Origin of the sequence: Mesorhizobium sp. NZP2234 (genome assembly GCF_013170765.1) — a bacterium.
Taxonomy (GTDB): domain Bacteria; phylum Pseudomonadota; class Alphaproteobacteria; order Rhizobiales; family Rhizobiaceae; genus Mesorhizobium; species Mesorhizobium loti_D.
Genome location: NZ_CP033364.1, coordinates 2,255,445 through 2,279,965, shown reverse-complemented (window position 1 = coordinate 2,279,965; position 24,521 = coordinate 2,255,445). Strand labels below are relative to the sequence as shown.

The 24,521-nt window shown below is 63.9% G+C and carries 24 protein-coding genes; 13 read left to right on the top strand and 11 right to left on the bottom strand.

Annotated elements, in window-relative coordinates:
• Nucleotides 1–263 precede the first annotated feature (263 nt).
• A complete protein-coding gene (locus tag EB230_RS11150) occupies nucleotides 264–1,367 on the top strand; it encodes an AbrB family transcriptional regulator (RefSeq protein WP_172372280.1) in 1,104 nt (367 codons plus the stop codon).
• A 242-nt stretch (nucleotides 1,368–1,609) separates the two neighbouring features.
• Here the strand turns inward: EB230_RS11150 and EB230_RS11145 are convergent, their stop codons facing one another.
• The 5 genes from EB230_RS11145 to EB230_RS11125 form a co-directional block, all read right to left on the bottom strand.
• The gene (locus tag EB230_RS11145) at nucleotides 1,610–2,899 is read right to left on the bottom strand and encodes an MFS transporter (RefSeq protein ID WP_056578094.1); all 1,290 of its coding nucleotides are present in this window, start codon (nucleotides 2,897–2,899) and stop codon (nucleotides 1,610–1,612) included.
• Nucleotides 2,896–3,225, bottom strand: coding sequence for a hypothetical protein (locus EB230_RS11140; protein ID WP_056578096.1), 330 nt, complete (start codon nucleotides 3,223–3,225; stop codon nucleotides 2,896–2,898). The genes EB230_RS11145 and EB230_RS11140 overlap by 4 nt, the downstream gene beginning before the upstream one ends.
• A gap of 2 nt (nucleotides 3,226–3,227) precedes the next feature.
• On the bottom strand, nucleotides 3,228–3,791 hold the full coding sequence (locus EB230_RS11135) for an isochorismatase family protein (RefSeq protein ID WP_065005139.1): 564 nt from the start codon (nucleotides 3,789–3,791) through the stop codon (nucleotides 3,228–3,230).
• Between the two features lie 52 nt (nucleotides 3,792–3,843).
• On the bottom strand, nucleotides 3,844–4,305 hold the full coding sequence (locus tag EB230_RS11130) for a MarR family winged helix-turn-helix transcriptional regulator (RefSeq protein WP_056578100.1): 462 nt from the start codon (nucleotides 4,303–4,305) through the stop codon (nucleotides 3,844–3,846).
• Between the two features lie 179 nt (nucleotides 4,306–4,484).
• Entirely contained in the window at nucleotides 4,485–5,366 is an 882-nt protein-coding gene (locus EB230_RS11125) for a LysR family transcriptional regulator (RefSeq protein ID WP_172372277.1), read from the bottom strand.
• Between the two features lie 145 nt (nucleotides 5,367–5,511).
• Here EB230_RS11125 and EB230_RS11120 point away from each other — a divergent pair, with 145 nt between their 5' ends.
• Nucleotides 5,512–7,044 carry an MFS transporter gene (locus EB230_RS11120; RefSeq protein ID WP_172372275.1) on the top strand — a complete coding sequence of 511 codons (1,533 nt, stop codon included), beginning with the start codon at nucleotides 5,512–5,514 and terminating at the stop codon, nucleotides 7,042–7,044.
• 63 nt (nucleotides 7,045–7,107) lie between these two features.
• Here EB230_RS11120 and EB230_RS11115 read toward each other — a convergent pair whose 3' ends face one another.
• On the bottom strand, nucleotides 7,108–7,884 hold the full coding sequence (locus EB230_RS11115) for an esterase family protein (protein ID WP_172372272.1): 777 nt from the start codon (nucleotides 7,882–7,884) through the stop codon (nucleotides 7,108–7,110).
• A gap of 5 nt (nucleotides 7,885–7,889) precedes the next feature.
• Nucleotides 7,890–9,056, bottom strand: coding sequence for an ATP-grasp domain-containing protein (locus EB230_RS11110; RefSeq protein ID WP_056578107.1), 1,167 nt, complete (start codon nucleotides 9,054–9,056; stop codon nucleotides 7,890–7,892).
• Between the two features lie 516 nt (nucleotides 9,057–9,572).
• On the opposite strand from EB230_RS11110, the gene leuA reads away from it, so the two are divergent.
• From leuA to EB230_RS11090, 4 genes are all read left to right on the top strand, one after another.
• Nucleotides 9,573–11,249 (top strand): 2-isopropylmalate synthase, encoded by a 1,677-nt coding sequence (gene leuA, locus EB230_RS11105; protein WP_056578372.1) that lies wholly within the window; start codon nucleotides 9,573–9,575, stop codon nucleotides 11,247–11,249.
• A gap of 241 nt (nucleotides 11,250–11,490) precedes the next feature.
• Nucleotides 11,491–13,254 (top strand): hypothetical protein, encoded by a 1,764-nt coding sequence (locus EB230_RS11100; RefSeq protein ID WP_172372270.1) that lies wholly within the window; start codon nucleotides 11,491–11,493, stop codon nucleotides 13,252–13,254.
• 224 nt (nucleotides 13,255–13,478) lie between these two features.
• Entirely contained in the window at nucleotides 13,479–14,282 is an 804-nt protein-coding gene (locus EB230_RS11095; RefSeq protein WP_056578111.1) for an alpha/beta fold hydrolase, read from the top strand.
• Between the two features lie 107 nt (nucleotides 14,283–14,389).
• A complete protein-coding gene (locus tag EB230_RS11090; RefSeq protein ID WP_056578113.1) occupies nucleotides 14,390–15,004 on the top strand; it encodes a hypothetical protein in 615 nt (204 codons plus the stop codon).
• Here EB230_RS11090 and EB230_RS11085 read toward each other — a convergent pair.
• The gene (locus EB230_RS11085) at nucleotides 14,988–15,917 is read right to left on the bottom strand and encodes a metallophosphoesterase (RefSeq protein ID WP_081294810.1); all 930 of its coding nucleotides are present in this window, start codon (nucleotides 15,915–15,917) and stop codon (nucleotides 14,988–14,990) included. The two genes, EB230_RS11090 and EB230_RS11085, sit on opposite strands and share 17 nt — an antisense overlap.
• A 71-nt stretch (nucleotides 15,918–15,988) precedes the next feature.
• Here EB230_RS11085 and EB230_RS11080 point away from each other — a divergent pair, with 71 nt between their 5' ends.
• The gene (locus EB230_RS11080; RefSeq protein ID WP_056578117.1) at nucleotides 15,989–16,483 is read left to right on the top strand and encodes an NUDIX domain-containing protein; all 495 of its coding nucleotides are present in this window, start codon (nucleotides 15,989–15,991) and stop codon (nucleotides 16,481–16,483) included.
• A 1-nt stretch (nucleotide 16,484) separates the two neighbouring features.
• Here the strand turns inward: EB230_RS11080 and EB230_RS11075 are convergent, their stop codons facing one another.
• Complete coding sequence (locus EB230_RS11075; RefSeq protein ID WP_172372267.1) at nucleotides 16,485–17,474, bottom strand: glutathione S-transferase family protein; 990 nt, start codon at nucleotides 17,472–17,474, stop codon at nucleotides 16,485–16,487.
• 265 nt (nucleotides 17,475–17,739) lie between these two features.
• Here EB230_RS11075 and EB230_RS11070 point away from each other — a divergent pair, with 265 nt between their 5' ends.
• The 5 genes from EB230_RS11070 (at nucleotide 17,740) to EB230_RS11050 (ending at nucleotide 21,475) form a co-directional block, all read left to right on the top strand.
• Nucleotides 17,740–18,264 carry an N-acetyltransferase gene (locus EB230_RS11070; protein WP_056578374.1) on the top strand — a complete coding sequence of 175 codons (525 nt, stop codon included), beginning with the start codon at nucleotides 17,740–17,742 and terminating at the stop codon, nucleotides 18,262–18,264.
• Between the two features lie 123 nt (nucleotides 18,265–18,387).
• The gene (locus EB230_RS11065; RefSeq protein ID WP_056578120.1) at nucleotides 18,388–19,149 is read left to right on the top strand and encodes a 3-hydroxyacyl-CoA dehydrogenase; all 762 of its coding nucleotides are present in this window, start codon (nucleotides 18,388–18,390) and stop codon (nucleotides 19,147–19,149) included.
• 145 nt (nucleotides 19,150–19,294) lie between these two features.
• A complete protein-coding gene (locus EB230_RS11060) occupies nucleotides 19,295–20,074 on the top strand; it encodes a HugZ family protein (RefSeq protein ID WP_056578122.1) in 780 nt (259 codons plus the stop codon).
• Nucleotides 20,075–20,229: 155 nt separating this feature from the next.
• On the top strand, nucleotides 20,230–20,574 hold the full coding sequence (locus EB230_RS11055) for a metalloregulator ArsR/SmtB family transcription factor (RefSeq protein WP_056578376.1): 345 nt from the start codon (nucleotides 20,230–20,232) through the stop codon (nucleotides 20,572–20,574).
• 103 nt (nucleotides 20,575–20,677) lie between these two features.
• The gene (locus EB230_RS11050) at nucleotides 20,678–21,475 is read left to right on the top strand and encodes an RNA methyltransferase (protein WP_056578124.1); all 798 of its coding nucleotides are present in this window, start codon (nucleotides 20,678–20,680) and stop codon (nucleotides 21,473–21,475) included.
• 170 nt (nucleotides 21,476–21,645) lie between these two features.
• On the opposite strand, the gene EB230_RS11045 is transcribed toward EB230_RS11050, so the two are convergent.
• Together EB230_RS11045 and EB230_RS11040 are read right to left on the bottom strand one after the other, a co-directional pair.
• Nucleotides 21,646–22,797 (bottom strand): hypothetical protein, encoded by a 1,152-nt coding sequence (locus EB230_RS11045; protein WP_056578126.1) that lies wholly within the window; start codon nucleotides 22,795–22,797, stop codon nucleotides 21,646–21,648.
• A gap of 158 nt (nucleotides 22,798–22,955) precedes the next feature.
• Entirely contained in the window at nucleotides 22,956–23,492 is a 537-nt protein-coding gene (locus EB230_RS11040) for an EipA family protein (protein ID WP_244494150.1), read from the bottom strand.
• Between the two features lie 385 nt (nucleotides 23,493–23,877).
• Between EB230_RS11040 and EB230_RS11035 the strand changes: the two genes are divergently transcribed.
• Nucleotides 23,878–24,507: a histidine phosphotransferase family protein gene (locus tag EB230_RS11035; protein ID WP_019860754.1), complete on the top strand. Its 630-nt coding sequence runs from the start codon at nucleotides 23,878–23,880 to the stop codon at nucleotides 24,505–24,507.
• Nucleotides 24,508–24,521 lie beyond the last annotated feature (14 nt).

Below are 24,521 nucleotides of genomic sequence, written 5' to 3'. Positions count from 1 at the left end.
CGGACGGACGGCTCGATACCTGCTCCGAGCACAGATCTCGCGTCATATCGATACGGTGAACGGTGATAGCCGCAGGTTTCGCAAGCTCAGTCCTAGCGACCCGTGATGGCAATCGTGGAAGGCATTACCCTGCCGACAACGGACGATATTGTGGCTCGTTACCCTGGTCCCATCCGAAAGTTCTGATCAAGGCTTTGGAATCGCGCTTCATTTCTCGGCATTGCGGGGTTCGCATCACGCCGCTCCAGGTCTAAGACCGAAGAATGGATTCCTCGGCCGAGTCTCCACCCCCGGACCAGCCTGCCACCGAGCGCATGGCGCGGATGGGCAAGCCTTGGCAATGGCTGGTCCTGCTCGCCATCTCCACCCTGTTTGCCGGTGCGCTCGAGCTCGCCGCTCTGCCGGCGGCGCTGCTGATCGGGCCGATGCTGGCGGCGATCGTCGCCGGCACCAATGGCGCCACGGTGCGCGTGCCGCGCCTGCTGTTCGGCTCCGCCCAGGCCATTGTCGGCTGTCTCGTCGCCGCATCGATCTCGGCCGACATTTTTCCCGTCTTCTACGCCGAGTGGCCGCTGTTCCTGGGCGTCGTGATCGCCACGGTCGCGGCCTCCAGCCTGCTTGGCTGGCTGATCAGCCGCTGGCGCATCCTGCCCGGCACCACCGCCGTCTGGGGTTCCTCGCCGGGCGCGGCCACCGCCATGGTGCTGATGGCGGGCGCCTTCGGCGCCGACCAGCGCCTCGTCGCCTTCATGCAGTATCTGCGCGTCATCTTCGTTTCGATGACGGCCGCCATCGTCGCCAAGATGTGGGTCGACACGTCGGGCATCGAAATCCCGCCCATCATCTGGTTTCCTCCGATCGATGCCCAGGCCTTCGCCGCCACATCAGGCATCGCGCTGGTCGGCGGCCTGGCGGGCAAGCTCTGCCGGCTGCCCTCGCCCTTCTTCCTCGGCACCTTCATCTTCGGCAGCGTCATCCATCTCGGCCTGGGTGTCGAGATGCAGTTGCCTCCCTGGCTGCTGGCTGTCAGCTATGCCATGGTCGGCTGGTCGATCGGGTTGAATTTCACCAGGCCGATCCTGCGCCATGCGACGCGGGCCTTGCCCCAGATCATAGCCTCGATCGTGGCGCTGATCGCATTCTGTGGCGGGCTCGCCTTCCTGATCAGCCATCTCCTGGGCATCGATCCGCTGACCGCCTATCTGGCGACCAGCCCCGGCGGCATGGACAGCGTGGCCATCATTGCCGCCGCGGCGCAGAACGTCGACATCTCTTTCGTCATGGCGCTGCAGTCAGCGCGCTTCCTGATCGTGCTGCTCGTCGGCCCGAGCGTCGCGCGCCTGGTGGCCAGAAGCATCCGGGACTGATCGGCCTCAGCGCCATCGGCGCCCTATTCCTCGCCGCCGCCATTCTCGCCTTGCGCGCCGCGGCGCCAATAGGCGGTGACCACATGCCTGTCGCGTGGCAACCCCCACTCGATAGCGCTTCAAACGAAGCCGCCGAAAAATCCTGGCCTCGTTGCCATCACGGGGCATGCCACCGCGTCGCCGGGGTTTCCACCAAAAACTTCACCTAAGTATTCATATCTATCGGGACGCCGGAGAAGACCCTATCCGGCCTCCGCCGGCTCGGCTTTGCCATCATCGTGATCGAAGCGGAGACGTCCGGCCTCGATCCGCACGCGCAAGCGGCGATACCTCGCGAGATAGCGAACCCCGACGAGAGCCGCAGCAAAGCCGGCAATGGCGGCCACGCCAAGCGCCCAGCGTGGACCGACATCATCGGCCACCCAGCCGACCACCGGGGCGCCGAGAGCGGTACCGCCCAGCGTTGTGGCCAGCAGGATCGCCATCACACGCCCGCGCATGGCAGGTTCGGTCGAAAGCTGCACCAGGCCGATGGTCGAAGTGGTCATCGTCTGGGCCGAGACGCCGATGACAACGAGCGCCAGGCCGAACAGCCAGTAATTGGGCATGATCGCGGCCAGGCTGAAGCCAAGGCCGAAGATCGCGGCACCCGCCAGAAGAAACGCCAGGCGGGGCTGCTCGCGCCGGGCCGCCAGCAATGCCCCGGTGACCGATCCGATCGCCATGGTCGACGTCAACAGCCCATACTGGCCGGCACCCGCGTGAAAGACGGAAACTGACATGGTCGAAATGAAGATCGGGAAGTTGAGCCCGAACGTGCCGATCAGGAAAAGCATCAAAAGGACGGCTTTAAGGTCAGGACGCTTCCAGACATAGGCAAAACCCTCGGCAAGGCTGCCGCGGCTCCGCTGCGTCTTGTCCTTCAGGTGAAGCTCACTGAGGCGGAGCAGGCCGAGCGAGGCAAGGACAGCGGCAAACGATGCCGCGTTGATCAGGAACACCCAGCCGGAGCCGACGGAGGCGATAAGGGTGCCGGCGACGGCAGGGCCGATCATGCGCGCGACATTGAACGAGGTGGAATTCAACGCCACGGCATTCGACAGATCCGTCTCGCCGACCAGATCTGAGACGAAGGTCTGGCGCGCTGGTGCGTCGAACGCCGTCGTGCAGCCAAGCAGGAATGCGAACACATAGACGTGCCACAATTGGACGAGCCCAGCGACGGTGAGCAGGCCAAGACCGAGCGCGATCAGGCCCATGGCGGCTTGCGTGGCGAACAGCAGCTTGCGCCGGTCGAGATGATCAGCGGCAAAGCCCGTCCATGGCAGCAAGAGGATCTGCGGCGCGAACTGCAGCGCCATCACCACACCCATGGCGGTCGCGTTGTTGTGGGTCAGTTGGGTCAGCACCAGCCAGTCCTGGGCGGTGCGCTGCATCCAGGTTCCCACATTGGACACGATCGCGCCGCCGGCCCAGATCCGGTAGTTGAAATTGGCCAGCGAACGGAACGTGCCTTTTGCCGGGTCGCTCATCCGTCGGCCGGGGCATTGCCGCCGTTGAAGCGGCCGAACATGCGCGCCATTGCTACCCCCATGAGGAGGGTGCCCAAACCCAATGCGACGACATCAGCCGTGGATCGCAGGTCGAAATCTCCGACACGGACCACCAGGAGATAACCGACCGCCAGGTTCAGAAATCCCCACAGGGCATTCACTGTCGAGGAGGAATGGCCCTGGCCGCGCGGCTGGGCGAAGGGGCTTTGAAAAGGCCGCCCCATCACGCCGCTGACGAAATGCGGCACGGCATTCGTCAGCACGGCGCCACCAAGGAAATAGGACACACAGTCGATCCATTGCATTGTCAGGCACCTCCCTTGTCCAAGAGATCGAGGATGTCCCGTGTCGTGCCGTTTTCGCCCAGCCTGGGGAAAATATGCCCGATGCTGTTGGTGTGGGCATCGAGGTTCATATCGGTCATGGCATCGATGGCGAGCGTAACGTTGAACCCGAGATCGCGCGCGTGACGGGCGGTCGCTTCGACGCCCATGCTGGTGGAGACGCCTGATATCACCACCTGGGTGACGCCCTCGCCCTTCAGCCAGGCTTCGAGGCCGGTGTTGACGAAGGCGTCCACAGTGCGTTTGGTCACGATGTGATCCCACCGCTGCTGCTTCAGCTCAGGGACAAGATCAGTCCAGCCGGCGGGAAATTCCCGCACGCGCGGCGCCTGCTCCGTCCGGCCCGAAGGGGCGCCGGCGACGTTGACGAGCACGACCGGCAAGGCGCGGCCGCGGAACGCGTCGGCGAGCGCGCCGGCCCGCTGTACGACGTCGCCGATGGGATGGGCACAGGGTAGCGAAACGATGCCCTTTTGCAGATCGATGACGATGAGTGCGGTCTTCGGGTCAAGCGTGGTGACTGCCATTATGCTTCCTTTCGGCGATCGAAGGGCGGCGTGGATCGTGGATATTGAAGGGTCAGGAGTCAGCGAGCCGTTTCAACAATTCGACGGCGCCCGCGAGTTGCTCCTGCTCCTCGCGGTCAAGGTTCGCCTGGATGGCGCGGAACAACCAGTCCTGTCGTGCCGCCCGCCCGGTCGCGATCATGTCCAGGCAAGCAGACGTAAGCGACAGGAGGACCTGCCGGCCATCGGCCGGATCCGGCGCGCCTTCCACCAGACCGGCCAGTTGCAGAGCCGACACAATGGCGCCCATCGACTGCGGACGCATGTCCTGGGCGCGCGCCAGCGTCGTCACCGTCGCCGGACCCTCGCGCTCCAGATGCAGCAGCGCCGACTTCTGCGACGTGGTCAGATCACCGGTATCGGCCTGTTCGCGCAGCCGCCGGATCAGCCTGCCGGCCACCACCCGAAGCTCGGCCGCCAGGGCCAGCGCATGCGCGGCTTCGGGGTCGTCCTGCGGGGGCAATTGATCTTTCATGGCGGGCTTCTACTAGATACGAAGCTAAACTTCAAAGTTTAACTTCGCATCTGAAATCACAAGACCGTGACCTCTGGCCGGTCGAAGACCGTGACCTCTGGCCGGTCGAAGACCGTGACCCCGGGCCGGCCTGTGGCCGTGACCCCGGGCCGGCCGAAGGCCGTGCCCCCTGGGCCTGCCTATCGCACCACGGCGAGGCGCTCGGGAAGAAAATCGACGAGGACGCGCACCTTCGGCGACAAATGGCGATTGGACGGCCACAGCATCCGGAACTGGCCACGGCCATCGACATGATCGTCCAGCACGGTGCACAGCCTGCCGTCACGCAACGCTTCCCGGACCAGGAAATCGGGCATGCAGCCGATACCAAGGCCGGCGATCGTGGCGCCCTTCAAGGCTTCCATGTTGTTGCAGGTCAGCATCGAGCGTGGGTCGGAGCGATCGGCGATGAACGGCCACTCCTGCAGCTTGCCGCTGTTGGGGAAGCGGAAGCGGATGCCGAACTGCCGGGCGAGATCGGCCGGCACCCTCGGTGTGCCATGACGCTCAAGGTAGGAAGGCGCGGCGCACAACAGCAGCCGGAACGGTGCGAGCGGACGCGCCACCAGGCGGGAATCCGGCAGCTCGCCGCTGCGGATGGCGACGTCGATGCCTTCCTCGATGACATCGACGATGCGATCGTTGAAATCGATATCGAGTTCGATCTCGGGATAGCGGGCCATGAACTCCGACAACACCGGCAGCAGCAGATGATAGGTGACGATCGGGGTCGAGACCCGCAGCCGTCCGTGCGGCATCTCCCGCGTCCGCGACAGCATCGCCTCGGCATCGTCGATGTCGTCGAGGATGCGGCGCACCCGCTCGTTGAACAGCCTGCCCTCTTCCGTCAGCCCGATGCGTCTTGTGCTGCGCTGCAGGAGGCGCACGCCGAGTTCCTGTTCGAGCCTGGCGACACTCTTGCCAACGGCGGAGGCGGAGATGCCGAGCGCACGCCCGGCGGCGATGAAACTGCCGAGTTCGGCCGTGCGGGCGAAAGCCAGGAGGCCACTGAGACGATCCATCGCGTTCCCATTCGAGCGTTTCAGTCCGGTATATCAGGAGATATAGTAGCATTTTTCCTGAAAGGCCACCGACCTATCTTGTGGCTGCGACCGGCGCCGCAACCCACGCGCCATGCCGGCGATGCTTCTTCAGATAGGAAAATCCATGACCTTGCAGACCACAACCGGCCCGACCGCGAGATGGCTCGTGCTCTTGTCGGTATGCCTTGCCGCGATGACGATGCCCTTGACCTTCACCGGCCCGGCCGTCGCGCTCTCCCGCATCGCTGCCGATCTCGGCGGCAGCCCGATCGCACTCAACTGGGTGACAAACGCCTTCATGCTGACCTTCGGCGCCGGCCTGATGGCATCGGGAGCGCTGGCTGACAACCACGGCCGCAAACGCGTCTTCCTTGCCGGCCTCTGCCTTTTTGTCGTGGCATCACTCGGCGCGATGCTGGCGCCCGACATCGCCTGGTTCGACATGTTCAGGGCCGCGCAAGGGATCGGCAGTGCCTTGGCCTTCGCCGGCGGCGCCTCGGCACTTGCCCAGGAATTCGAAGGGCCGCTGCGGCTGCGCGCCTTCTCCTTCCTCGGCACCAGTTTCGGCATCGGCCTGGCCTTCGGCCCCATCGCCTCGGGCCTGCTCATCTCCGCATTCGGCTGGCGGTCGATCCTTGTTCTGGTGGCAGTGCTCGCGATCGCGGCGGCAGCCCTCGGCCTGCGCACCATCAGGGAATCGCGCGACCCGGATGCGACCGTGCTCGACTGGGCGGGAGCCGGCACCTTCACCATCGCGCTGGCCGCGCTGACCTATGGTGTGCTGCAGGCGCCGCAGGTCGGCTGGACCGATCCCGTCGTCATCGCGTTGCTGGTGGCGGCAGTGCTCTTCTTCGCGGCCTTCATCATCGTTGAGCGGCGCGTGCGCCGGCCGATGCTCGATCTCACCCTGTTTCGCTTTCCCCGCTTCGTCGGCGTCCAGTTCCTGGCGGCGGCACCAGCCTATGGCTTCGTCGTCCTGCTGGTGCTTTTGCCGATCCGCTTCATCGGCATCCAGGGAATGAGCGAGGTCAAGGCCGGACAATTGATGATCTGCCTGTCGGGGCCACTGCTGATCCTGCCCTTGCTCGCCGGCCAATTGGCGCGCTGGATAGCACCGGCCACGATCTGCGGCGTCGGTCTGCTCATCGCCGCCGCCGGCCTCGTCTGGCTGAGCCTGACACCACCGGTTGCCGTCGCTCTGGTGGCGCCGCTGATGCTGATCGGCGTCGGCATCGCTCTACCCTGGGGATTGATGGACGGGCTCGCCGTCAGCGTCGTGCCGAAGGAGCGCGCCGGCATGGCGGTCGGCATCTTCAACACCACCCGTGTCGCCTGCGAGGGCGTGGCGCTGGCCATCGTCATGGCGACCCTGTCGGGCTTCACCGCGACACAACTCGCTCCTCGAGGCGCATCTTCCGCGGATACGGCCGCCGCGGCGCAGTTGCTTGTCACCGGCAATGTCGGTGAAACGGCGCAACATCTGCCATTGGCCAATGCCGGCGTGCTGGTGCAAGCCTATGAGACGGCGTTCGATCGGCTGCTGGTCGTGCTGGCCGTAATCACCATCGCCACCGCCCTTGTCGTCTTCCTCGGCCTGCGGCGCGGATCGGCGACTGAACACGAGACTGTTTCGCTGCCGGTCTGCCAGGAAGGGTAAGTTGTCCAGGCGTCCGCCAAGTGATGGCGAGGCAGTCGACCCGCCGCTGGATGTCAATGGACCTCAGTCGAGCCTGTGCATCAGGTCATCATCCAGCCAGCGGCCGAAGAAATAGACCAGCTGCTTGTGCCACCATGGCCAGTCATGGCTGACATCGCCACCCCAATAGTCGACCCAGGCCGGAATCGACTTGTCGCGCAGTATCTGCTCCAGCTGGCGCGTCTCGACCAGCATGCGCTCTTCCCAGGCGCCCTGCCCGCAGCAGAAGATCAGCCTCAGCGCCTTCAGCCGGGCCAGCAGCTTGGGGTCGACGATGCCGGGCAGATAGTCGAGCGGCGAGTTGTAGAAGATATCGCCCTCCAGCGCCTTGCCGAAGAAATCGCGGGCCGAATAGACACCCGACAGCGAGATGACGCCGCTGGCCAGCTCCGGAAAGCGGAAGACGAAGTTCGAGGAGTGGTAGCCGCCCATCGAACAGCCTGAAAACAACGGCTTCAGCTTGCGCCCGCCATTGGCGGCCGCCGCGGTGGACAAGAATTCCGGCAGTGCCTCCTCGCGCACGTAGCGGAAATAGGCCTCGTGCCGGGCGATGCGCTGCGCGGCGTCGTGATGCTTGTCGAAGAAGGATTCAGAATCGACGCCGTCGACCGTGAACAGCTGGATGCGGCCGGTGTCGACGAATTCGGCCAGTGCGCCGACCCCGCCGGAATCCTCGAACTGATAGAACCTTCCCTGCGAGGTCGGGAACACCACCACCGGCCGGCCGGCATGGCCGTAGCGCTTGTATTCCATGTCGCGGCCGAGCTTGCCCGAGAAATGCTTGTGATAGGAGATGTGCATCGCCTTCAGGCCTTTTCCGCATGGATATAGGCGACCGCTTCACGCAGATCAGCCTGATCCTTCGAGCGCATCTGGTAGGCGTAATTTCCCATGGCGCGGCTGAAAACCTCTTCTATCGGCTGATGGTGGACGATCTTGTCGCGGTGCGCCGCTAGCACGTCCTCATGGCTGTGCAAATAGTGGAGGTGCCGCTTGCGGCTGGCATAGGCGGTGAAATATTTGCCCTCATAGGGCCCGCCGGCGGCGTCCTTGACCACCATATCGGCCCATGCCGCGTAGACGTCGATATCGAACGTGTAGTTGATCGCATCGGTCATCCAGGCGCCGGGCGGCCGCATGTTGACCTCCAGCGCGATGATCCGGTCGTCCCTGGTCTCGAACAGCTCGATGTGGAAGAAGCGCTCGCGCACGTCGAACGCCTTCAGGATCTTGCGTCCGGCCTCCTCGACGACAGGTCGGATCCGGGGAAAGCAGGTGTAGCTCATGTGGCGGTCCTTGTTGACCACCTCCATGACGCTCTGGTCATAGCGGTGGCTGGCCGCCAGCACCACCTCGCCGTCGCGGTTGACCAGCCCGTCATAGGTCACCACCAGCCCTTCGATGAACTGCTCCATGACAAAGGTCACGTCCTCGGGCTTGTCCCGGAAGAACTGGTCGAGCTCCCTGGCGTTGGAGATCTTGAAGGTGTTCGAAGCCCCGGAGCCCGAATCCGGCTTCACCACGACGGGATAGCCGACGCGGCGGATGAAGGTCATGGCGCCGGCGCGGTCGGAGCATTTGCGCTGCGCGATCGTCTCGACGCCGCTCTTGCGGAAGAAGGCGCGCATGCGGCTCTTGCGCTTCAGGTTCTTCACGAAATCGAGCTTGGTGCCGTAGATGTTGAAATCGGTGCGAATGTTGGCTTCCAGTTCCAGCCAGTGCTCGTTGAGCGATTCGAAGCGGTCGATGCGGCCCCATTTGTGGATGAAATGGCCTATCGCCCGGAACACCGCATCGTAGTCCTCCATGTCGGCGACACGGTAATATTCCGAAAGCGCTGCCTTCAGCTTGCCGTCCAGCGCGTCATGGGGCGCATCGCCAATGCCGAGCACGGTGGCGCCTGCCTTCTTCAGCCGGTCGCAGAAATCGGCGCCGTTGGCGGGGAAATGCGGCGAGAAGAACACGAAATTCATGGACGACCCCCTTCCCGGCGATGGTGCACCGCAACCCTCCGGCGCCCAAGTCTGGCGCATTTGCGGCGCGCGGGAAAGAGCACCCGCATCAGGGATAACAATCGACGGATCCCGGCCCGCTTGCCTCTCACGGGCCGCTCCTGTATGAGAGCCGGCATGAACACGCGCGCCACCACCGCTTCCCGTCAGACCGGCTTTGCCGGCGAGACCGTGTGCGCGTTTGCCACGACCCTGCTTCTTCTCGGCCTTATCGGCGATCGCCGGGTTCGCTGAAGGAGCGCCCGGCGGTCGAACCGCCGCGCAAGCGCATGCTCCTTGGCAGTCATATCAAGCGAACGAAAATCTGGTAAAGGCGCCACTCGCCACCCATCCGTCCAAGACGGATCCGAGGGCCGCCGGGAGAACAAGACGATGAACGCACGAGAAGAAATCCGCCCTGATGCCGCGGTAGCCGGCAAGAATGCTCCGAACGGCATGACCGGGTCAGCCCAGGATATGACGGGGTCAGCCCGTGGCATGCCGGATGCGGCCAGCAAATATCAGCCCTATCCGACCGTGGGCCTCACCGATCGGACCTGGCCCTCGAAGGTGATCGACAAGGCGCCGATCTGGTGCTCGGTCGATTTGCGCGACGGCAACCAGGCGCTGATCGATCCGATGGGTCATGAGCGCAAGGCGCGCATGTTCGGCCTGCTGCTCGACATGGGCTTCAAGGAAATCGAGATCGGCTTCCCCTCGGCCTCGCAGACCGATTTCGACTTCGCCCGCTGGTGCATCGAGGAAGGCAACGTCCCCGCCGACGTATCGCTGCAGGTGCTGGTGCAGTGCCGGCCCGAGCTGATCACCCGCACCTTCGAAGCGCTGAAGGGCGCCACCAACCCGATCGTGCATTTCTACAATTCGACAAGCGAATTGCAGCGCCGCGTCGTCTTCGAAAAAGATGTCGGCGGCATCAAGCGCATCGCCACCGACGCCGCCAAGATGATCACCGACATGGCGGCCAAGGCCGGCGGCGGCTACCGTTTCGAATATTCGCCGGAGAGCTTTACCGGCACCGAGCTCGAAGTGGCGCTGGAGATCTGCAACGCCGTCACCGAGATCGTCAGGCCGACTTCAGACAACAAGCTGATCATCAACCTGCCGTCGACGGTCGAGATGTCGACGCCAAACGTCTATGCCGACCGCATCGAATGGATGTGCCGCAATCTCGACAACCGTGAAAATCTGATCATCTCGCTGCATCCGCACAATGACCGCGGCACCGGCATCGCCACCACCGAGCTCGGCCTGATGGCCGGCGCCGACCGCGTCGAAGGCACGCTGTTCGGCAATGGCGAGCGCACCGGCAATGTCGACATCGTCACCCTGGCGCTCAACATGTATACGCAAGGCGTCGATCCGGGCATCGACTGCTCCGACATCAACCGGATGAAGGACGTCTATGAATATTCGAACCAGCTGAAGATCCCCGAGCGTCACCCCTATGTCGGCGAGCTCGTCTACACGGCCTTTTCCGGCTCGCACCAGGATGCGATCAACAAGGGCATGAAGGCCTTGAAGAAGGCCAACACCAGCCTGTGGGAAGTGCCCTATCTGCCGATCGACCCGGCCGATGTCGGCCGCAGCTACGAAGCGATCATTCGCATCAACTCGCAGTCGGGCAAGGGCGGCATCGCCTATGTGCTGCAGGCCGATTACGGCTTGAACCTGCCGCGCAATCTGCAGATCGAGTTCAGCCAGGCGATCCAGGCGATCACCGATGCCGAAGGCAAGGAGGTTCCGGCCAAACGCATTCATGAACGCTTCCTCGAGACCTATGTCGACCAGCCGGGCGCGCGCCTGAAATTCCTCGACCACCACACCTATCCCGATACCGAGGTGAAGGGCCGGCGCGTTGTCGAGGCGGTCATCCTCGACAACGGCAAGGAAGTGACCATATCAGGCACCGGCACCGGTCCGATCGACGGCTTCGTCGACGCTCTGTCGCGCCATGTCGGCGTCGAGATGTCGGTGCTCGACTACTCCGAGCACTCGATGCAGCGCGGCTCGAACGCGTCGGCCATTTCCTACGTCGAGATGGAATATCCCGGCGGCAAACTGTTCGGCGCCGGCATCAACACCAACATCGTCGCCGCATCGCTGGAAGCGGTGACTTCGGCCGCCAACCGCATCGTCGGCCGCAAGGCCAAGTAGCATTTGCCGGTTATCGGCGCGAGAGCTTCGACTGGCTCTCGCGCCGCTATTTTTTCAAGCCGGAACAAAGGCTTGGCGATATCAACCCGCATCGTTCGGCGATCGGCGGCGGCCCCGGTCATTAACCACCGGAAAATTATCCGGTTAGGTACGCGATCGCATAAGGGCTGCATACTTGTGTGGCGATGGGGGCACTATATGATCGTGCCTCACCCTGTGCCGACTTCGAGAGGATCGACACTTGCAGCATGCCACGCCTGCCGCCCCCGCAGTGCGCGAGACACTGGAGCGACTGCTTGCCAGCGAAACGTTCGGACGGTCCGAGCGTGCGCGCAAACTGATCCGTTATCTCGTCGAACGCGAGCAGGCCGGCGAAGCCGACAGGCTGAAGGGCTTTTCCATCGCCATGGACGTCTTCGGCAAGGACGGCGATTTCGATCCGTCGACCGATGCCGTGGTGCGCGTGCAGGCAGGCAGACTGCGCGAACTGCTGCAGCAGTATTTCGCCAATGAAGGCATCGCCGAGCCCGTCCGCATCGCCATTCCACGCGGCGGTTACGTCCCGGCCTATGAGCTCAACGCGATCCGTTTGCCGGAAACCGTGGAACCTGCCAGACAGGCCGAACCGGCGACTGCTCCGCCCGAACCATCCGGCGATGCCCCTGCCGCGGCATTGCCCTCTATCGTGCCCTCTGCCGCCCCCTCGGTGGCGCGCCATCTCAGGTTCTTCTGGATGGCGATCGCCCTGGTGATCGCCATGCTCGGAGTTCTGATCATGCGTCAGGGCAGCGGCGCGCTGCTCGCGGGCGGCGACGTGCCGGCCGCGGTCGAGGCCGCAGGCCTGAGCAGCAGCACTGCATCACCGCCTGCGAGCGAGGCCTTGCCGCTCGTCTATATCGCCGTCAAGGCCAGCGGCACCGACGCCAGCCGCGTCGCCGCGGCGCTGCGCGCCGGTCTAAGTGGCTTCGACACGATCGACTTCATCGGTCGCGATACGGTCGACAAGACCGATTCGGTCGCCAGCGCGACAAGCTTCATCTTCGATGTCCTGCCTGGACCGGATGCTGGCGACGTCACCATCGAATTGCAGAGCGTGGCGACCGGACGGGTGCTTTTGTCACGCAACCTGACCGCGGCCGACAGCGCGCCATCGGCAGTCGAGGACCGTATCGCCGGCATACTGAGTTCCGCCCTTCCCGCGTCCGGCACCATCTACAGCTATATCGAGCAGAGCGGCATTCAGACCGCCCTGACGCAGTGCCTGTTGCTCAACGACAAATATTATCTCGACCAGAACGCCAAGACGCACGAGGCCGCCTATCGCTGCCTCGAAACCCTTGCCGACAATGGCGCCAGATCGCCGCTGGTCTATTCGGAGCTTGCCTCGCTGCATCTGGAGGCTGTGAACGACCACTACGCCTATCCGCCGGACGCGACGATCGAGAAGGCGGTGACATTCGCCCATCGCGCCGTGCAGATGGGGCCGACCAGCCCCTACGCGCATCGCTCGTACGGCTACATCAATTCGCGTATCGGCAACGCCGACGAGGCCCTGCGCTGGATGCGCAAGGCCTATGACCTCAACCCCTACGATCTCGCCATGGCCGCCGCTTATGGCTATGGGCTGATCTTCACCGGTCGGTACGCCGAGGGAACGCCGATCCTGGCCCATGCGGTGGACGCCTCCAGCGGCCATCCGACCTGGTGGGATTTCGGGCTTTTCGCCGGCGAACTCATGCTCGGCGACACGAACAAGGCAGCCATCGCCAGTTCCGCCCTGCGAACGACCGCAACCAAATCGCACTATCTCGCCGCCCGGCTGATCGGCGCCAAGATCTCCGGCCAGGACGGTCAAGCGCGAAAGCTCATCGATGAGCTGAGCGCCAAGTTTCCGAGATTCGCCGCCAATCCGCGCGCGACCTTCATCGACCGAAAATATCCGGCCGACCTGACCGAACGCCTGGTCGGCGCCTTGCGCGCCGCCGGACTCGGCAACGCCAGCTGATGTCAAATGGACCGGACCTGTTTGGACCAATGGGATAGTTGGACGCCCGCGCGCGGCGGACAAAGCCACAATCGCGCTGATTTAGCCGGCTTTGCCGGCAAAGCCACGGAACGGCATGCTCGCGCCCAGGCGCCAGTCGCGAAAACTTTACTGGCCATCCGGTTGGACAAGGAGCAATCCAGCCACATTTCGAGTTTTCCCGCAATTTAACACCTTCCGCGATCATGATCTCATCGCTCCATGCCACCGAACAGGGTGTTGGCTCGAAGACCATCGTCCTGCTGCACGGTTTCGGCGGTTGCTCCGACGGCTGGCGCGACGTGGTCGCCTCGCTCGCGCCTTCCATGCGCACGCTTGCTTATGACTTGCCGGGGCACGGCCTGTCGCTCGATTTTCCGGGCGCCGGGCCTGCAAAGGTCGCGGCAAGGGCCGTTCTTGCCGACCTTGCGGCGCGCGCGGTCAAACGGATCCACCTCGTTGGCCATTCGATGGGCGGAGCGGTGGCGACGCTGATGGCGCTGGCCGAGCCCGAGAAGGTGGCCTCGCTGACCCTGTTGGCGCCCGGCGGCTTCGGTCCGGAAATCAACGGGCCACTGTTGCGCCGCTATGCCTGCGCACGCAGCCCATCAGAGATCCGCGCCTGCCTTGCCGCCATGTCGGGACCACGGGCACGGCCTTTTGATCACGCCGCCGACACCCTCTGCGGCATGCGCCAACGCCCTGGGCAACTGGAAAAACTCGTCGAGATCGCCGCCGCCATGACCAGGGACGACCGGCAAGGCGTCATCCCGCGCGACCAGTTGGAGAGGCTGGCCATGCCGGTGATGGTGGTGTGGGGCAGTGATGACGCGGTACTGCCCTTCACCCAGGCGGACGACCTGCCGGCGCGCTTTCATGTGCATCACGTGCTGGAGGCCGGCCATATGCTGGTCGAGGAAGCACCCGATCTGGTGGCGAACATCATCCAGCGCAACATGAGCCGTCGCGCCAGGCCCATTCGCCCGAGACTCGCCACCGCGACTGGTTGAGTTCTTCCAGCGCACGGCGCCCCGCGCCGCGCGCCGTCTTCTCGCCAGTGCATTTTGCCGGCGGCTGTGTTAACTGCGTGTTAACCAACCCCGCGAGGCAGACGCCGATGAAGGACGCAGGCGAAAAGATCGATCCGTCGAGAAAACTGTCCGATGCCATCCGTGATGTGAAGAACGCTTTCGCCGACCGCGACGATGTCGTCGTCGACATGCGCGAGGCGCATCGCATGCGCCTCGATCTCCTGGCAGCCGAACTTGCGCCTGTCTTCGCCGACGTGCCCGCCGACATGGACAATTTCGATTTCGTCGTTTCCTCGGGACTGCAGCCGCGCCTCTGGATCGATGCCGTCAGCCATGTCGCGATGGGCCGCGACCGCCGCACCTACCGCTTCCTCAAGGACACCCGTATTGGCCGCGTGGTGCTTGCCGAATCGACCGAGATGAAGCCGATTGCCGATTCCGTGACACGCTATGTCGCCGAGCGCATCGTCGAGCGGCAGAGGATGATGGAGGGCGGGGTCGAACCGGCCGTCGCCGGCATGAAGCGCGCCCAGGTGGCGGAAGCCGAGCCGCCGCTGCGCTCGACGACGCGCGGCAATAGCTGGTCGGCCTTCCTGTCAGGCCTTGGCCTGATCGCTGCCGGGGCCCTGGTCGGCCTGGCGGTGTCGGTCGCCCTTTTCTGGGACCGCCTCGTGGCTATGGTGTTCAGCCTGCGGCAATAGAAGCGCTGGCCTCCACACCCAGTTCCATGGTCTGCAGATCGGCAGGCGGTATCGCCGGCCCGGTCAGGCCGCGCCGGGTCAGGCGGATGCGCCAATTGCCCTTTTCGCCATCGATGTCGAACAGATTATACTGTGCCGCCGGATGCTTTCCCCCCGGCGCCTGACCGGCGGCGGCGACGCCGACCACCGGGACCTTGGCGTCGCGCGGGCCGATCTGGAACAGCGACGGTAGATGCGAATGTCCGTGCAGGACGAGCTCCGCGCCGTGCCGGCGGATGATCTTGTGGAAGCGGGCGATGCCGAACAGCCGCTTGTGCTGCGAGACGGCGCCGCGCACCGGCGGGTGGTGGATCATGATCGCGCGAAACAGGCCTTGGGCGGCCGTGTCGCGAAGAATCTTGCCGAGCCGCTCCGCCTGCCCCTCCATGAAGAAGCCGTTGGCCATGAAGGGGGCCGTGGCCCGCGCCGTCGAGACGCCGATCAGCGCGACATTGCCGCGCACGCGCAGATAGGGAAATGCGTTGCGGTCGACCGGTGCGTTGACGCCGTCGCCGCTCATCCAGGCCGCCCATGCGCGGCAGACCTTGTCGAAGGCGCCCGGCACATAGGCGTCGTGGTTTCCCGGAACCACCGAAACATCATGCGGCGATCCCAACGTCTCCAGCCAGTGCTTGGCCATCTCGATCTCGCCGTCGAGCGCCAGATTGACCAGGTCGCCGGTGACGGCGAGATGGTCGGGGTTCTGCGCCTTGATATCGGCGGTGATGGCATCGATGACGGCGTCATGCATGTGGCGGCGGCGGTTGCGCTGCCAGTTTACGTAGCCGAGCACGCGCTTGGAGGCGAGATCGCGATAGGATACATCGGGGAGCGGCCCCAGATGGACATCGGAAATATGCGCGAGCCTGAACATCCATCCCTCATAGGCGACCAGCGTCCCGCTTTCCACTCAAGGTTTCCTTATCACCCACGGTTTCGCACCTGATGGCAAATCCGGAAGATGCCTTCCGCCAGACCGGTTGGTCGGGGCTGCGCGCCAGACTGTTCCATCTCTATTTCGTGCTGCGGCGGCCAATGACGCTCGGCGTGCGCGGCCTCATCCATGATGCCGCCAACAATTCGGTGTTCCTCATCCGGCATACCTATGTGCCGGGCTGGCAGCTTCCCGGCGGCGGCGTCGAAACGGGCGAAACGCTTGCCGAGGCGCTGGCGCGCGAACTGGCCGAAGAAGGCAACATCGCGCTGGCAGCACCGCCGGTTCTCAAATCGATGCATTTCAACCGCCGCTCCAGCCGCCGCGACCATGTCGGCCTCTACCTGATCGAGCACTTCAGCCAGACGGCACCGAAGCAGCCGGACCATGAGATCGCCGAGGCCGGCTTCTTCCCGCTGGATCGCTTGCCGGAAGGCACGACGCCGGCGACGCTGCGGCGCATCGCCGAGGTTTTTCGGGATGAGCCGACATCGCCCTACTGGTAGATCAGGCCCGCTCCCCGAACCGGGCGCGGTCATGCGGCGCGCCATAGTCCAGTTCCGGCCCCACCGGCACGATCCGTGTGGGATTGATCGTTTCATGACTGCCGTAATAATGCGCCTTGATGTGATGCAGGTTCACCGTCCCCGCGACACCAGGCACCTGATAGAGGTCGCGCAAATAGTTCGACAGGTTCGGATAGTCGGCGATGCGGCGCAAATTGCACTTGAAATGGCCGACATAGACCGGGTCGAAACGCACCAGCGTGGTGAACAGCCGCCAGTCGGCCTCGGTGATGCGATCGCCCACCAGATAGCGTTGCCTGGATAGGCGATCCTCCAGGGTGTCGAGCGCCGAAAACAGCTCGCCGAAGGCTTCCTCGTACGCCGCCTGCGTGGTGGCGAAGCCCGCGCGGTAGACGCCGTTGTTGATGGCGGGATAGACCAGCGCGTTGACCGCATCGATCTCGCCCCGCAACGCTTCAGGATAGAAATCGAGGCTGGCGTCCCCCCATTCGTCGAAGGCTGAATTGAGCATCCGGATGATTTCGGAAGACTCATTGGAAACGATGGTCCGCTCCTTCTTGTCCCACAGCACCGGCACCGTCACCCGGCCGGAATAGGCCGGATCTGCCCTGGTATAGATCTGGTGCAGGAAATCGAGGCCGTAGAGCGTGTCGCCGGTGGCGCCGTCCTCGGCGAGAAACGTCCAGCCATTCGCGCCCATGAAATGATGCACAACCGAGACCGAGATGATGCCTTCGAGCTTCTTCAGCGCGCGAAAGATCAGCGTCCGGTGCGCCCACGGACAGGCGAGCGAGACATACAGGTGATAACGGCCGGGCTCGGCCTTGAAACCGCGGCCGCGGTCTCCGGCGGGCGTTCCGTCGCGCGTGATCCAGTCGCGCCATTGCGATTGCGGCCGCACGAACTTGCCGCCGCTATCCTTGGTGCCGTACCAGCGGTCCTGCCATTTGCCGTCGACCAGCAATCCCATGAGATGTCCTTTCGCGTTTCCACCTGATGTAGAGCGCGATGCGGCAGGCCGGAAATCATTCGGGGCTGAACAGATTGTCAATCGGTAGGGCCAGCGAAGGCGCCGATTGCGGCGGCCGAAAATTGATGCTAGCGGACACTCCGCATGTTCGACTTTGCTTTGATCCGGTTTGACCGACGACGAAAGGGCGCCCGCGCTTGAAGCGCTGACTGGCGAATGCTGCCGTTTGCAGCAACCTTTCCTCCCCTACCGGAACGCAAAGACCATGAGCCTTGCCGACGTGAAATACCTGCCGGAAACTCCGGCGCACGACCCTGAAATCGAAGCCATCAATGACGAGGCCTTCGGGCCTGGCCGTTTCGTGCTTGCCGCCTACAAGATCCGTGAAGCCGGCGGCCACGAGCGTGGCTTGTCCTTTGTCGCGGTCGACGGCGATATTGTCGTCGCCTCGGTGCGCATGACCCGCATCGCCGCCGGTGCCGGCCGCGCGCTGATGCTCGGGCCGCTTGCCGTGCGGCCGGCCTTCAAGAATCTCGGCATCGGCCGCCGGCTGGTGGCGATCGCACTGGAGGCCGCCGCAAAGTCCGGCGCGCCGGCCGTCATACTGGTCGGCGACGAGCCCTATTACGGGCCGCTCGGCTTCAAGCGCATCCCGCGCGGCCAGATCTCGATGCCGCGTCCTGTCGACCTCGACCGCCTTTTGTCGCACGAGATCACGCCGGGCGCGGTTGCCAGGCTCACGGGCGAGGTCGGTCATGCCAGCCAGGCCAGGGTCGCCGAGCACGCCTAGGCGGTGGCTTGACCTGGCCTGTCGATCCGGGCCTGATCCGTCCTGTTCTCCTGGAGCAATTCCAGGAAAAGTGTGAAACGGTTTCCCACGGGAATTGGAACCGCTTTAGGAAAGGATGACGCCATGAATCCGAACGGCCAGATCGCGATCGTGACCGGCGGCGGCTCCGGCCTTGGCGAGGCAACCGCGCGTGCGCTTGCCGCCAAGGGCGCTCGCGTCGCCATCTTCGACGTCGGCATCGATCGCGCTGCCAAGGTCGCGGCCGACATCGCCGGCATTGCCGTGCAATGCGACGTCAGCAGCGCCGACAGCGGCACCGCGGCCCTCGCCGAGACGGCGAGCAAGCTGGGCGAGCCGCGCATCCTGGTCAATTGCGCCGGCATCGCCATTGGCGTGAAGACGATCGGCAAGGATGGCCCCCATCCGCTCGACCAGTACCGCAAGGTGATCGAGGTCAACCTGATCGGCACCTTCAATATGATCCGCCTCGTTGCGGACCGCGCCGCCAGGCTCGAGCCTCTGCAGGGCGGCGAGCGTGGCGTCATCGTCAACACCGCTTCGGTCGCCGCCTATGACGGCCAGATCGGCCAGGCCGCGTACTCCGCCTCCAAGGGCGGCGTGGTGGGCATGACACTGCCGGTGGCGCGCGACCTTGCCCGTTCCGGCATTCGGGTCTGCACCATCGCGCCCGGCATCTTCAAGACCCCGATGATGGCCGGCATGCCGCAGGACGTGCAGGATTCGCTGGGCGCCGCCGTGCCCTTCCCCTCCCGCCTCGGCGAACCATCCGAATATGCCGCCCTTGCCCTCCACATTGTGGAAAACCAGATGCTGAACGGCGAAACCATCCGCCTCGACGGCGCCATCCGCATGGCGCCGAGGTAATGCAATGCCGCCCATGAGCCTGCCCACGCCTCGAGTCACCAATGCGAGGGAGTTATGGGATGGCGACATGCATGGAACGCTTGCCAAGACCGCCATCATCGTCCGATAAGTGGAATAGAAAAATCAACTTAGCAGGGCGAGAATTTTGGACGACCGAAAGAAGGATGTGATCCGCGAGACCGACGCCGAGGCAATCCGATTGGCGAAAACGCTTCTGCGCAGTGCCCGCTTCGGCGCACTGGCGGTGCTGGAGGTACAGACCGGGTCGCCGCTGGCAAGCCGGGTCGGCGTCGCCACCGACATCGACGGCGCGCCGCTGATCCTGGTCTCGATGCTCTCGGCGCATACGCCTGCCATCCTTGCCGATCCACGCTGTTCCCTGCTGCTCGGCGAGCCTGGCAAGGGCGACCCGTTGGCGCATCCGCGCCTGACCCTGATCTGCCGGGCGTCGCGGCTGGAGCGTGGCTCTGACGCGCATGCTCGTGCCGAGCGCCGCTATCTCAACCGCAATCCCAAGGCGAGCCTTTATGCCGGGCTCGGCGACTTCTCGATCTTTCGCCTCGAGCCGGAGCGCGCCAGCCTCAATGGCGGTTTCGGCAAGGCCTATCTGCTCGATCGCTCCGATCTCGTCACCGGCGGGCCTATCGTCGAAGAACTTGCGACGAGCGAACAATCCGCCGTCGAGCACATGAACGCGGACCATCTCGACGCGATCGCGGTTTATGCGCACCATTATGCCGGGGCATCCGGCGACGGCTGGAGCATCGCGGGTTTGGACGCCGATGGCATGGATCTGGTGTCGAAAGACAATGTTTGCCGGGTATTCTTTCCGCAACCCCTGGTGGCGGCACAAGACCTGCGACCCGTTCTGGTCGCCATGGCCAGGAGCGGCCGCGCCGCCGGGCAGGCAACCAACGAAACTTAATTGCATTTGATCGAAAGCAACACTTGAGATTTGAAAGAAATGTTCTACCCTTTGCGAAGGGCGCTGAATCGTCGGCGGCCTTTCGCTAGTGAATTTATGGATTCAGGCACCATTGCCCCCATGGCGCCTCGATGAACAAACAGCATGGGGCATTCATGGTCTCGACAAAGCTAATCGCCAACGCCGAATCGGCTGCCGAATTTCTGATGCTGATGGGCAACGAAAAACGGCTGTTGATCATGAGCCATCTGATCGACGGTGAAATGTCGGTCGGCGCTATCGCCGAAAAGGTGATGCTCAGCCAATCCGCCCTCTCGCAGCATCTGGCCAAGTTGCGGGCGCTCGACCTCGTGGAAACCCGCCGCGACCGCCAGATGATCTACTACTCCTGCAACTCAGACGCGGTGCGGGAGTTGCTTGTCGTGCTGGATGGTATTTTCGGTGGTGGCAAGGAAGATCTGTCCCAGATGGCACAGAGATTGCGCCGCGCCGGCACTTGACCGAACGCGGCCTCGGCCGTCTACCTCGCTGACGATTTCCGGAACGTGGCTTGCGCGCGGTCATCGACGCACGAACCACGCTCTCGATGTTTGGGCGGAGGATATGGACCCAATTCGCATCGAAGACCCAGGCGATCCCAGGGTCGCCACCTATCTTGATATCCGCGAACGCGATCTCGCCGGCCGGCAAGGGCGTTTCGTCGCCGAAGGCAAGGTGGTGCTCGACCTGCTTCTGTCGTCCGGCCGCTTCGGTGCCGAATCCGTTCTGGTCCTGGAAAACCGGCTCGGCGGCCTGAGGAACATCCTGTACAAGGCACCGGCGGACCTGCCGGTCTACGTCGTCACCAGCGCGGTGATGGACGCGATCGCCGGCTTCCACATGCATCGCGGCATCCTGGCCATCGGCCGCAAGGAGACGCCGCAAGCGGCCGGGCCATTGCTGGATGCCTTGCCCGACCGAGCCCTGGTGGTGGTGCTGGTCGGCATCGCCAACCACGACAATATGGGTTCGATTTTTCGCAATGCCGCTGCCTTCGGCGCCGATGCGGTACTGATGGACGCGACATGCTGCGATCCGCTGTACCGCAAGGCGATTCGCGTTTCCGTCGGCGCCGCGCTCAAGATCCCGTTCGCATCCTTCAGCGACGCCCCTGGCTTTGTCGCAACGCTCGCCGAACGGAGTTTTGAACAATTCGCCCTGTCGCCGCGCGGACGAACCGACATACGCGATGCAAGGCCGGCCGAACGCCTGGCGCTCTATCTCGGCACCGAGGGCGAAGGCCTGCCCGAAAACCTGCTAGCCAGCCTGCGGACAGTGCGGATCACAATGTCGAAAGGCTTCGACAGCCTGAACGTCGCCGCTGCTTCGGCCATCGCCCTGCATCATTTCTCGCATCGTTGAACAAGCGTGACGGCGGCATCACCGCTTAAGGTGCGTTGAGATTCAGGTCAGGCCGAGCCTAAAATGGTGGCTTTCGAGAACCGGAGCGGAGCGTACTTTTGGGTACGTGAGCACCGGAAGCGCAGAAAGCCGCCGTTTGCAGGCCGGCATCACCTGAATCTCGACACACCTTAGTTCGCGGCCGCCTTCTGCAAGGCCCGCACGCGGTCGGCGAGACTGAGATTGCCGCCATCGGATCGGCTGTCCTGCGGGCCCGCCAGCGCTTTTGCGATCGGCGAATCGGGCCCCTCCAGCTTGGCCGTCAGGTGGACGACTTCAGCCGCCAACTCGTTCATCTGCTCGCGCAGCGCGGCACTGCCATTCGCCGAACCCGACGATGCCAAGGCGCCGAGATCCGCCTTGAGCAGCTTGTTCTCGCGCGCCAGCGCCGTTAGCCTGGCCTCCAGCCGTTCGCGATCGCTGTCGAGCTTGGCGATCGCCTGGTCCAGGTCGTCGCGCCTCTTGGCCTCGTCGTCCCCTCCCGCTTCATCCGGCCTGCCGACCAGGCGCAAGGCCGGTCCGCCCTCCTCGGCCTTCGGCTTTTCGCGCAGCCGCGCCAGTTCCTTCTCGCGGCGGTCGAGCTTGTCCTCGCGGTCGGCGAGCGTCGCCAGCAGCCGTTCGACCTTCTTGTCGAGTTCAGCCACCCTTTTCTTCTCCACCTTCAGGGCATCGCGCGCGGCCTTGCTTTCGGCCGCGATTTCCTGATTGCGCCGATCCGCTTCCTTGCGCTGGCCGCGCAGCAGCGAGATGTCGCTGGCAAGCTTCTGCAATTCGGACTCACGCGCCACGAGTTCGATTTGCCGGCTGCTGGAGGCAAAACTGGCATCGTCGTACATATGCTCCAGCTTTTCGAGTTCGAGCGCCCGCTTCTCCAACTTGCGCTCGGTTTCCTTGAGCCGCTCCGAAAGCTGGTGCAGTTCCTCTTCGCGCTGCCGCAATGCTTCGCTTTTGGCGCCGAGTTCCGCGAGCGCGTGATTCTTGTCCGTGCGTTCGACCGCCAGCCCCTTCAACGCCTCGTGGCCGCGAGTGATCTCGACGAGTTGTTCGGCCACCTTTTCGCGCAACGCCTTGACGTTCATCTCGAGGCGGCGCGTCGACATGGCGTACTCGGCCCGGATCCGGTCCTTGTCGGCCTGGATCTCGGCCTGCGTCAACGGGATAGAGGCCTCGATGCGCCGGCGGGTCAGGGAGACCGCACGCCGCCAGACGGCCGGGGCCACGATCAGCGCCAGAAAGCCGGCGCAGAGAAAGCCGAGGGCAAAGAACAGGACCGACTGAACCAAAAGACAACCCGCTATCGGCGGCGACCACCTGGACTGGACCGCATCATACTGGCATGGCGGAAATCCGGCGCTGCGGCAAGGGCCTGCCGCGACGCATGGAGCGTCGCAGGCCTACAATTCCCACGGAAAAGCCGGCTTTGCGGCGACGACGGCTGGAATCAGAATGGATTCCAGGTCGCCCGTTCGGTCAGCTTCAGGTAGCCGAGATTGACGCCGAGCCGGGCGCCGACACCGGTGCGGATCGGTACCAGAAGCACATTGTTGTTCTTCAGCACATTGAAGCCGACACCCGCCACCACATAGGCCGAACCGGCCACACCGCCATAGCGGTTGTAGAGGTTGCCGACATCGTCGAGATTGTAGACCAGCATCATCACCCGGGACCCCTCGCCGCCGAAATCCCAGCCCAGCGACGGGCCTTGCCAGAACACTTTGTGGTCGCCGGCATTCTTGGTGTAGAGCGTGCCTTCGCCATAGGTCAGGCCGCCGATCAGCGCACCCGACCCCTCCTCACCGAGGAGATAGCCATTGGGCAAGCCGTAGGAGGCGAAGATCTTCTCCACGACCGTGGCGAGTCCACCCGATGTCGCGCCGAAGAACTTGTGACCGGAATCGATAATCTCCTGAGCGGTATATTCCTGGGCCCGCAGGGCTGAAGTCGAGAAGACGAGGACGCCCATGAGCGTGATCGCCATTGAGAGGACACGGAGGACACTCCGGTCATAGAATCGGGAAAACATGCTTCCAATCTCCGTCATGGAGCACTTTCGCCGACGCCTCGCATCCGGTCCGGCTCTTTAGGCGGCCGTTAAGGATGACAGTTAGGGCAAACTATGCCGTAATTCTTTTTCAACCATTAACTCCCACAGGAAGATGGCGGTTCGAAGGCTGGCTTTGGGGTCGCGCGGCGCTGCGGCCTGCGCGAACACGCCACTTGCCAGACGAAAATTTTGGGTTTGTTGCTGTACCTACGAGTGCTGTGTATTCAGAAAGCCTCGGGTTGGAGCATGATTCGTGTGCGCAGGCGCGGTAATCAATCGCTCGGCCATGAATTGTGGATTTTTGCAGGGATTTTCACCGATGGCCGATCTGTTCACCCTTTCCGCGCCTGACCTGGCGGCGCTTCTGTGCAGCCGCGTCTGCCACGACATCATCTCGCCGGTCGGCGCGATCAACAACGGGCTTGAACTGCTTGACGAGGGCGGCGCCGACGAAGACGCCATGCGGCTCATTCGCCAGAGCGCCAAGAACGCCTCGGCCCGGCTGCAGTTCGCCCGCATCGCCTTCGGCGCGGCCGGTTCGGCCGGCATGCTGATCGACACCGGCGATGCCGAAGCGGTGGCGATCGCCTTCCTCAAGAATGAAAAGCCGGAGCTGACCTGGAACGGGGCGCGGGCGCTGCTGCCCAAGAACAAGGTCAAGCTGCTGCTCAACCTGATCCTGGTCGCCAACGCCGCCATTCCGCGTGGCGGCAAGCTGGTCGTCACCCTCGAGAATCTCGAAACCGAGCCGCGCATTTCCCTATCGGCAAGCGGCCCGATGCTGCGCGTGCCGCCGAAATTCCTCGAACTGCATTCCGGCCACAAGCCGGAAGAGCCGATCGATGCGCATTCGGTGCAGCCCTACTACACGCTGCTTCTGGCCCGCGAGGCCGGCATGACGATATCGATCCACGCGACGGCGGAAGAAATCGTACTTTCGGCTGCCTGAGCTGCCCGACTTGC

What these genes read in the sequence shown, in the direction of transcription:
- EB230_RS11120 (WP_172372275.1), top strand. Translation starts at nt 5,512, where the DNA reads ATGACCTTGCAGACCACAACCGGCCCGACCGCGAGATGGCTCGTGCTC.
- EB230_RS11130 (WP_056578100.1), bottom strand. Translation starts at nt 4,305, where the DNA reads ATGAAAGATCAATTGCCCCCGCAGGACGACCCCGAAGCCGCGCATGCG.
- EB230_RS11070 (WP_056578374.1), top strand. Translation starts at nt 17,740, where the DNA reads ATGAGCCTTGCCGACGTGAAATACCTGCCGGAAACTCCGGCGCACGAC.
- EB230_RS11115 (WP_172372272.1), bottom strand. Translation starts at nt 7,884, where the DNA reads ATGCACATCTCCTATCACAAGCATTTCTCGGGCAAGCTCGGCCGCGAC.
- EB230_RS11150 (WP_172372280.1), top strand. Translation starts at nt 264, where the DNA reads ATGGATTCCTCGGCCGAGTCTCCACCCCCGGACCAGCCTGCCACCGAG.
- EB230_RS11035 (WP_019860754.1), top strand. Translation starts at nt 23,878, where the DNA reads ATGGCCGATCTGTTCACCCTTTCCGCGCCTGACCTGGCGGCGCTTCTG.
- EB230_RS11075 (WP_172372267.1), bottom strand. Translation starts at nt 17,474, where the DNA reads ATGGGATTGCTGGTCGACGGCAAATGGCAGGACCGCTGGTACGGCACC.
- EB230_RS11145 (WP_056578094.1), bottom strand. Translation starts at nt 2,899, where the DNA reads ATGAGCGACCCGGCAAAAGGCACGTTCCGTTCGCTGGCCAATTTCAAC.
- EB230_RS11125 (WP_172372277.1), bottom strand. Translation starts at nt 5,366, where the DNA reads ATGGATCGTCTCAGTGGCCTCCTGGCTTTCGCCCGCACGGCCGAACTC.
- EB230_RS11085 (WP_081294810.1), bottom strand. Translation starts at nt 15,917, where the DNA reads ATGTTCAGGCTCGCGCATATTTCCGATGTCCATCTGGGGCCGCTCCCC.
- EB230_RS11140 (WP_056578096.1), bottom strand. Translation starts at nt 3,225, where the DNA reads ATGCAATGGATCGACTGTGTGTCCTATTTCCTTGGTGGCGCCGTGCTG.
- EB230_RS11065 (WP_056578120.1), top strand. Translation starts at nt 18,388, where the DNA reads ATGAATCCGAACGGCCAGATCGCGATCGTGACCGGCGGCGGCTCCGGC.
- EB230_RS11055 (WP_056578376.1), top strand. Translation starts at nt 20,230, where the DNA reads ATGGTCTCGACAAAGCTAATCGCCAACGCCGAATCGGCTGCCGAATTT.
- EB230_RS11040 (WP_244494150.1), bottom strand. Translation starts at nt 23,492, where the DNA reads ATGGCGATCACGCTCATGGGCGTCCTCGTCTTCTCGACTTCAGCCCTG.
- EB230_RS11135 (WP_065005139.1), bottom strand. Translation starts at nt 3,791, where the DNA reads ATGGCAGTCACCACGCTTGACCCGAAGACCGCACTCATCGTCATCGAT.
- EB230_RS11080 (WP_056578117.1), top strand. Translation starts at nt 15,989, where the DNA reads ATGGCAAATCCGGAAGATGCCTTCCGCCAGACCGGTTGGTCGGGGCTG.
- leuA (WP_056578372.1), top strand. Translation starts at nt 9,573, where the DNA reads ATGCCGGATGCGGCCAGCAAATATCAGCCCTATCCGACCGTGGGCCTC.
- EB230_RS11095 (WP_056578111.1), top strand. Translation starts at nt 13,479, where the DNA reads ATGATCTCATCGCTCCATGCCACCGAACAGGGTGTTGGCTCGAAGACC.
- EB230_RS11090 (WP_056578113.1), top strand. Translation starts at nt 14,390, where the DNA reads ATGAAGGACGCAGGCGAAAAGATCGATCCGTCGAGAAAACTGTCCGAT.
- EB230_RS11110 (WP_056578107.1), bottom strand. Translation starts at nt 9,056, where the DNA reads ATGAATTTCGTGTTCTTCTCGCCGCATTTCCCCGCCAACGGCGCCGAT.
- EB230_RS11050 (WP_056578124.1), top strand. Translation starts at nt 20,678, where the DNA reads ATGGACCCAATTCGCATCGAAGACCCAGGCGATCCCAGGGTCGCCACC.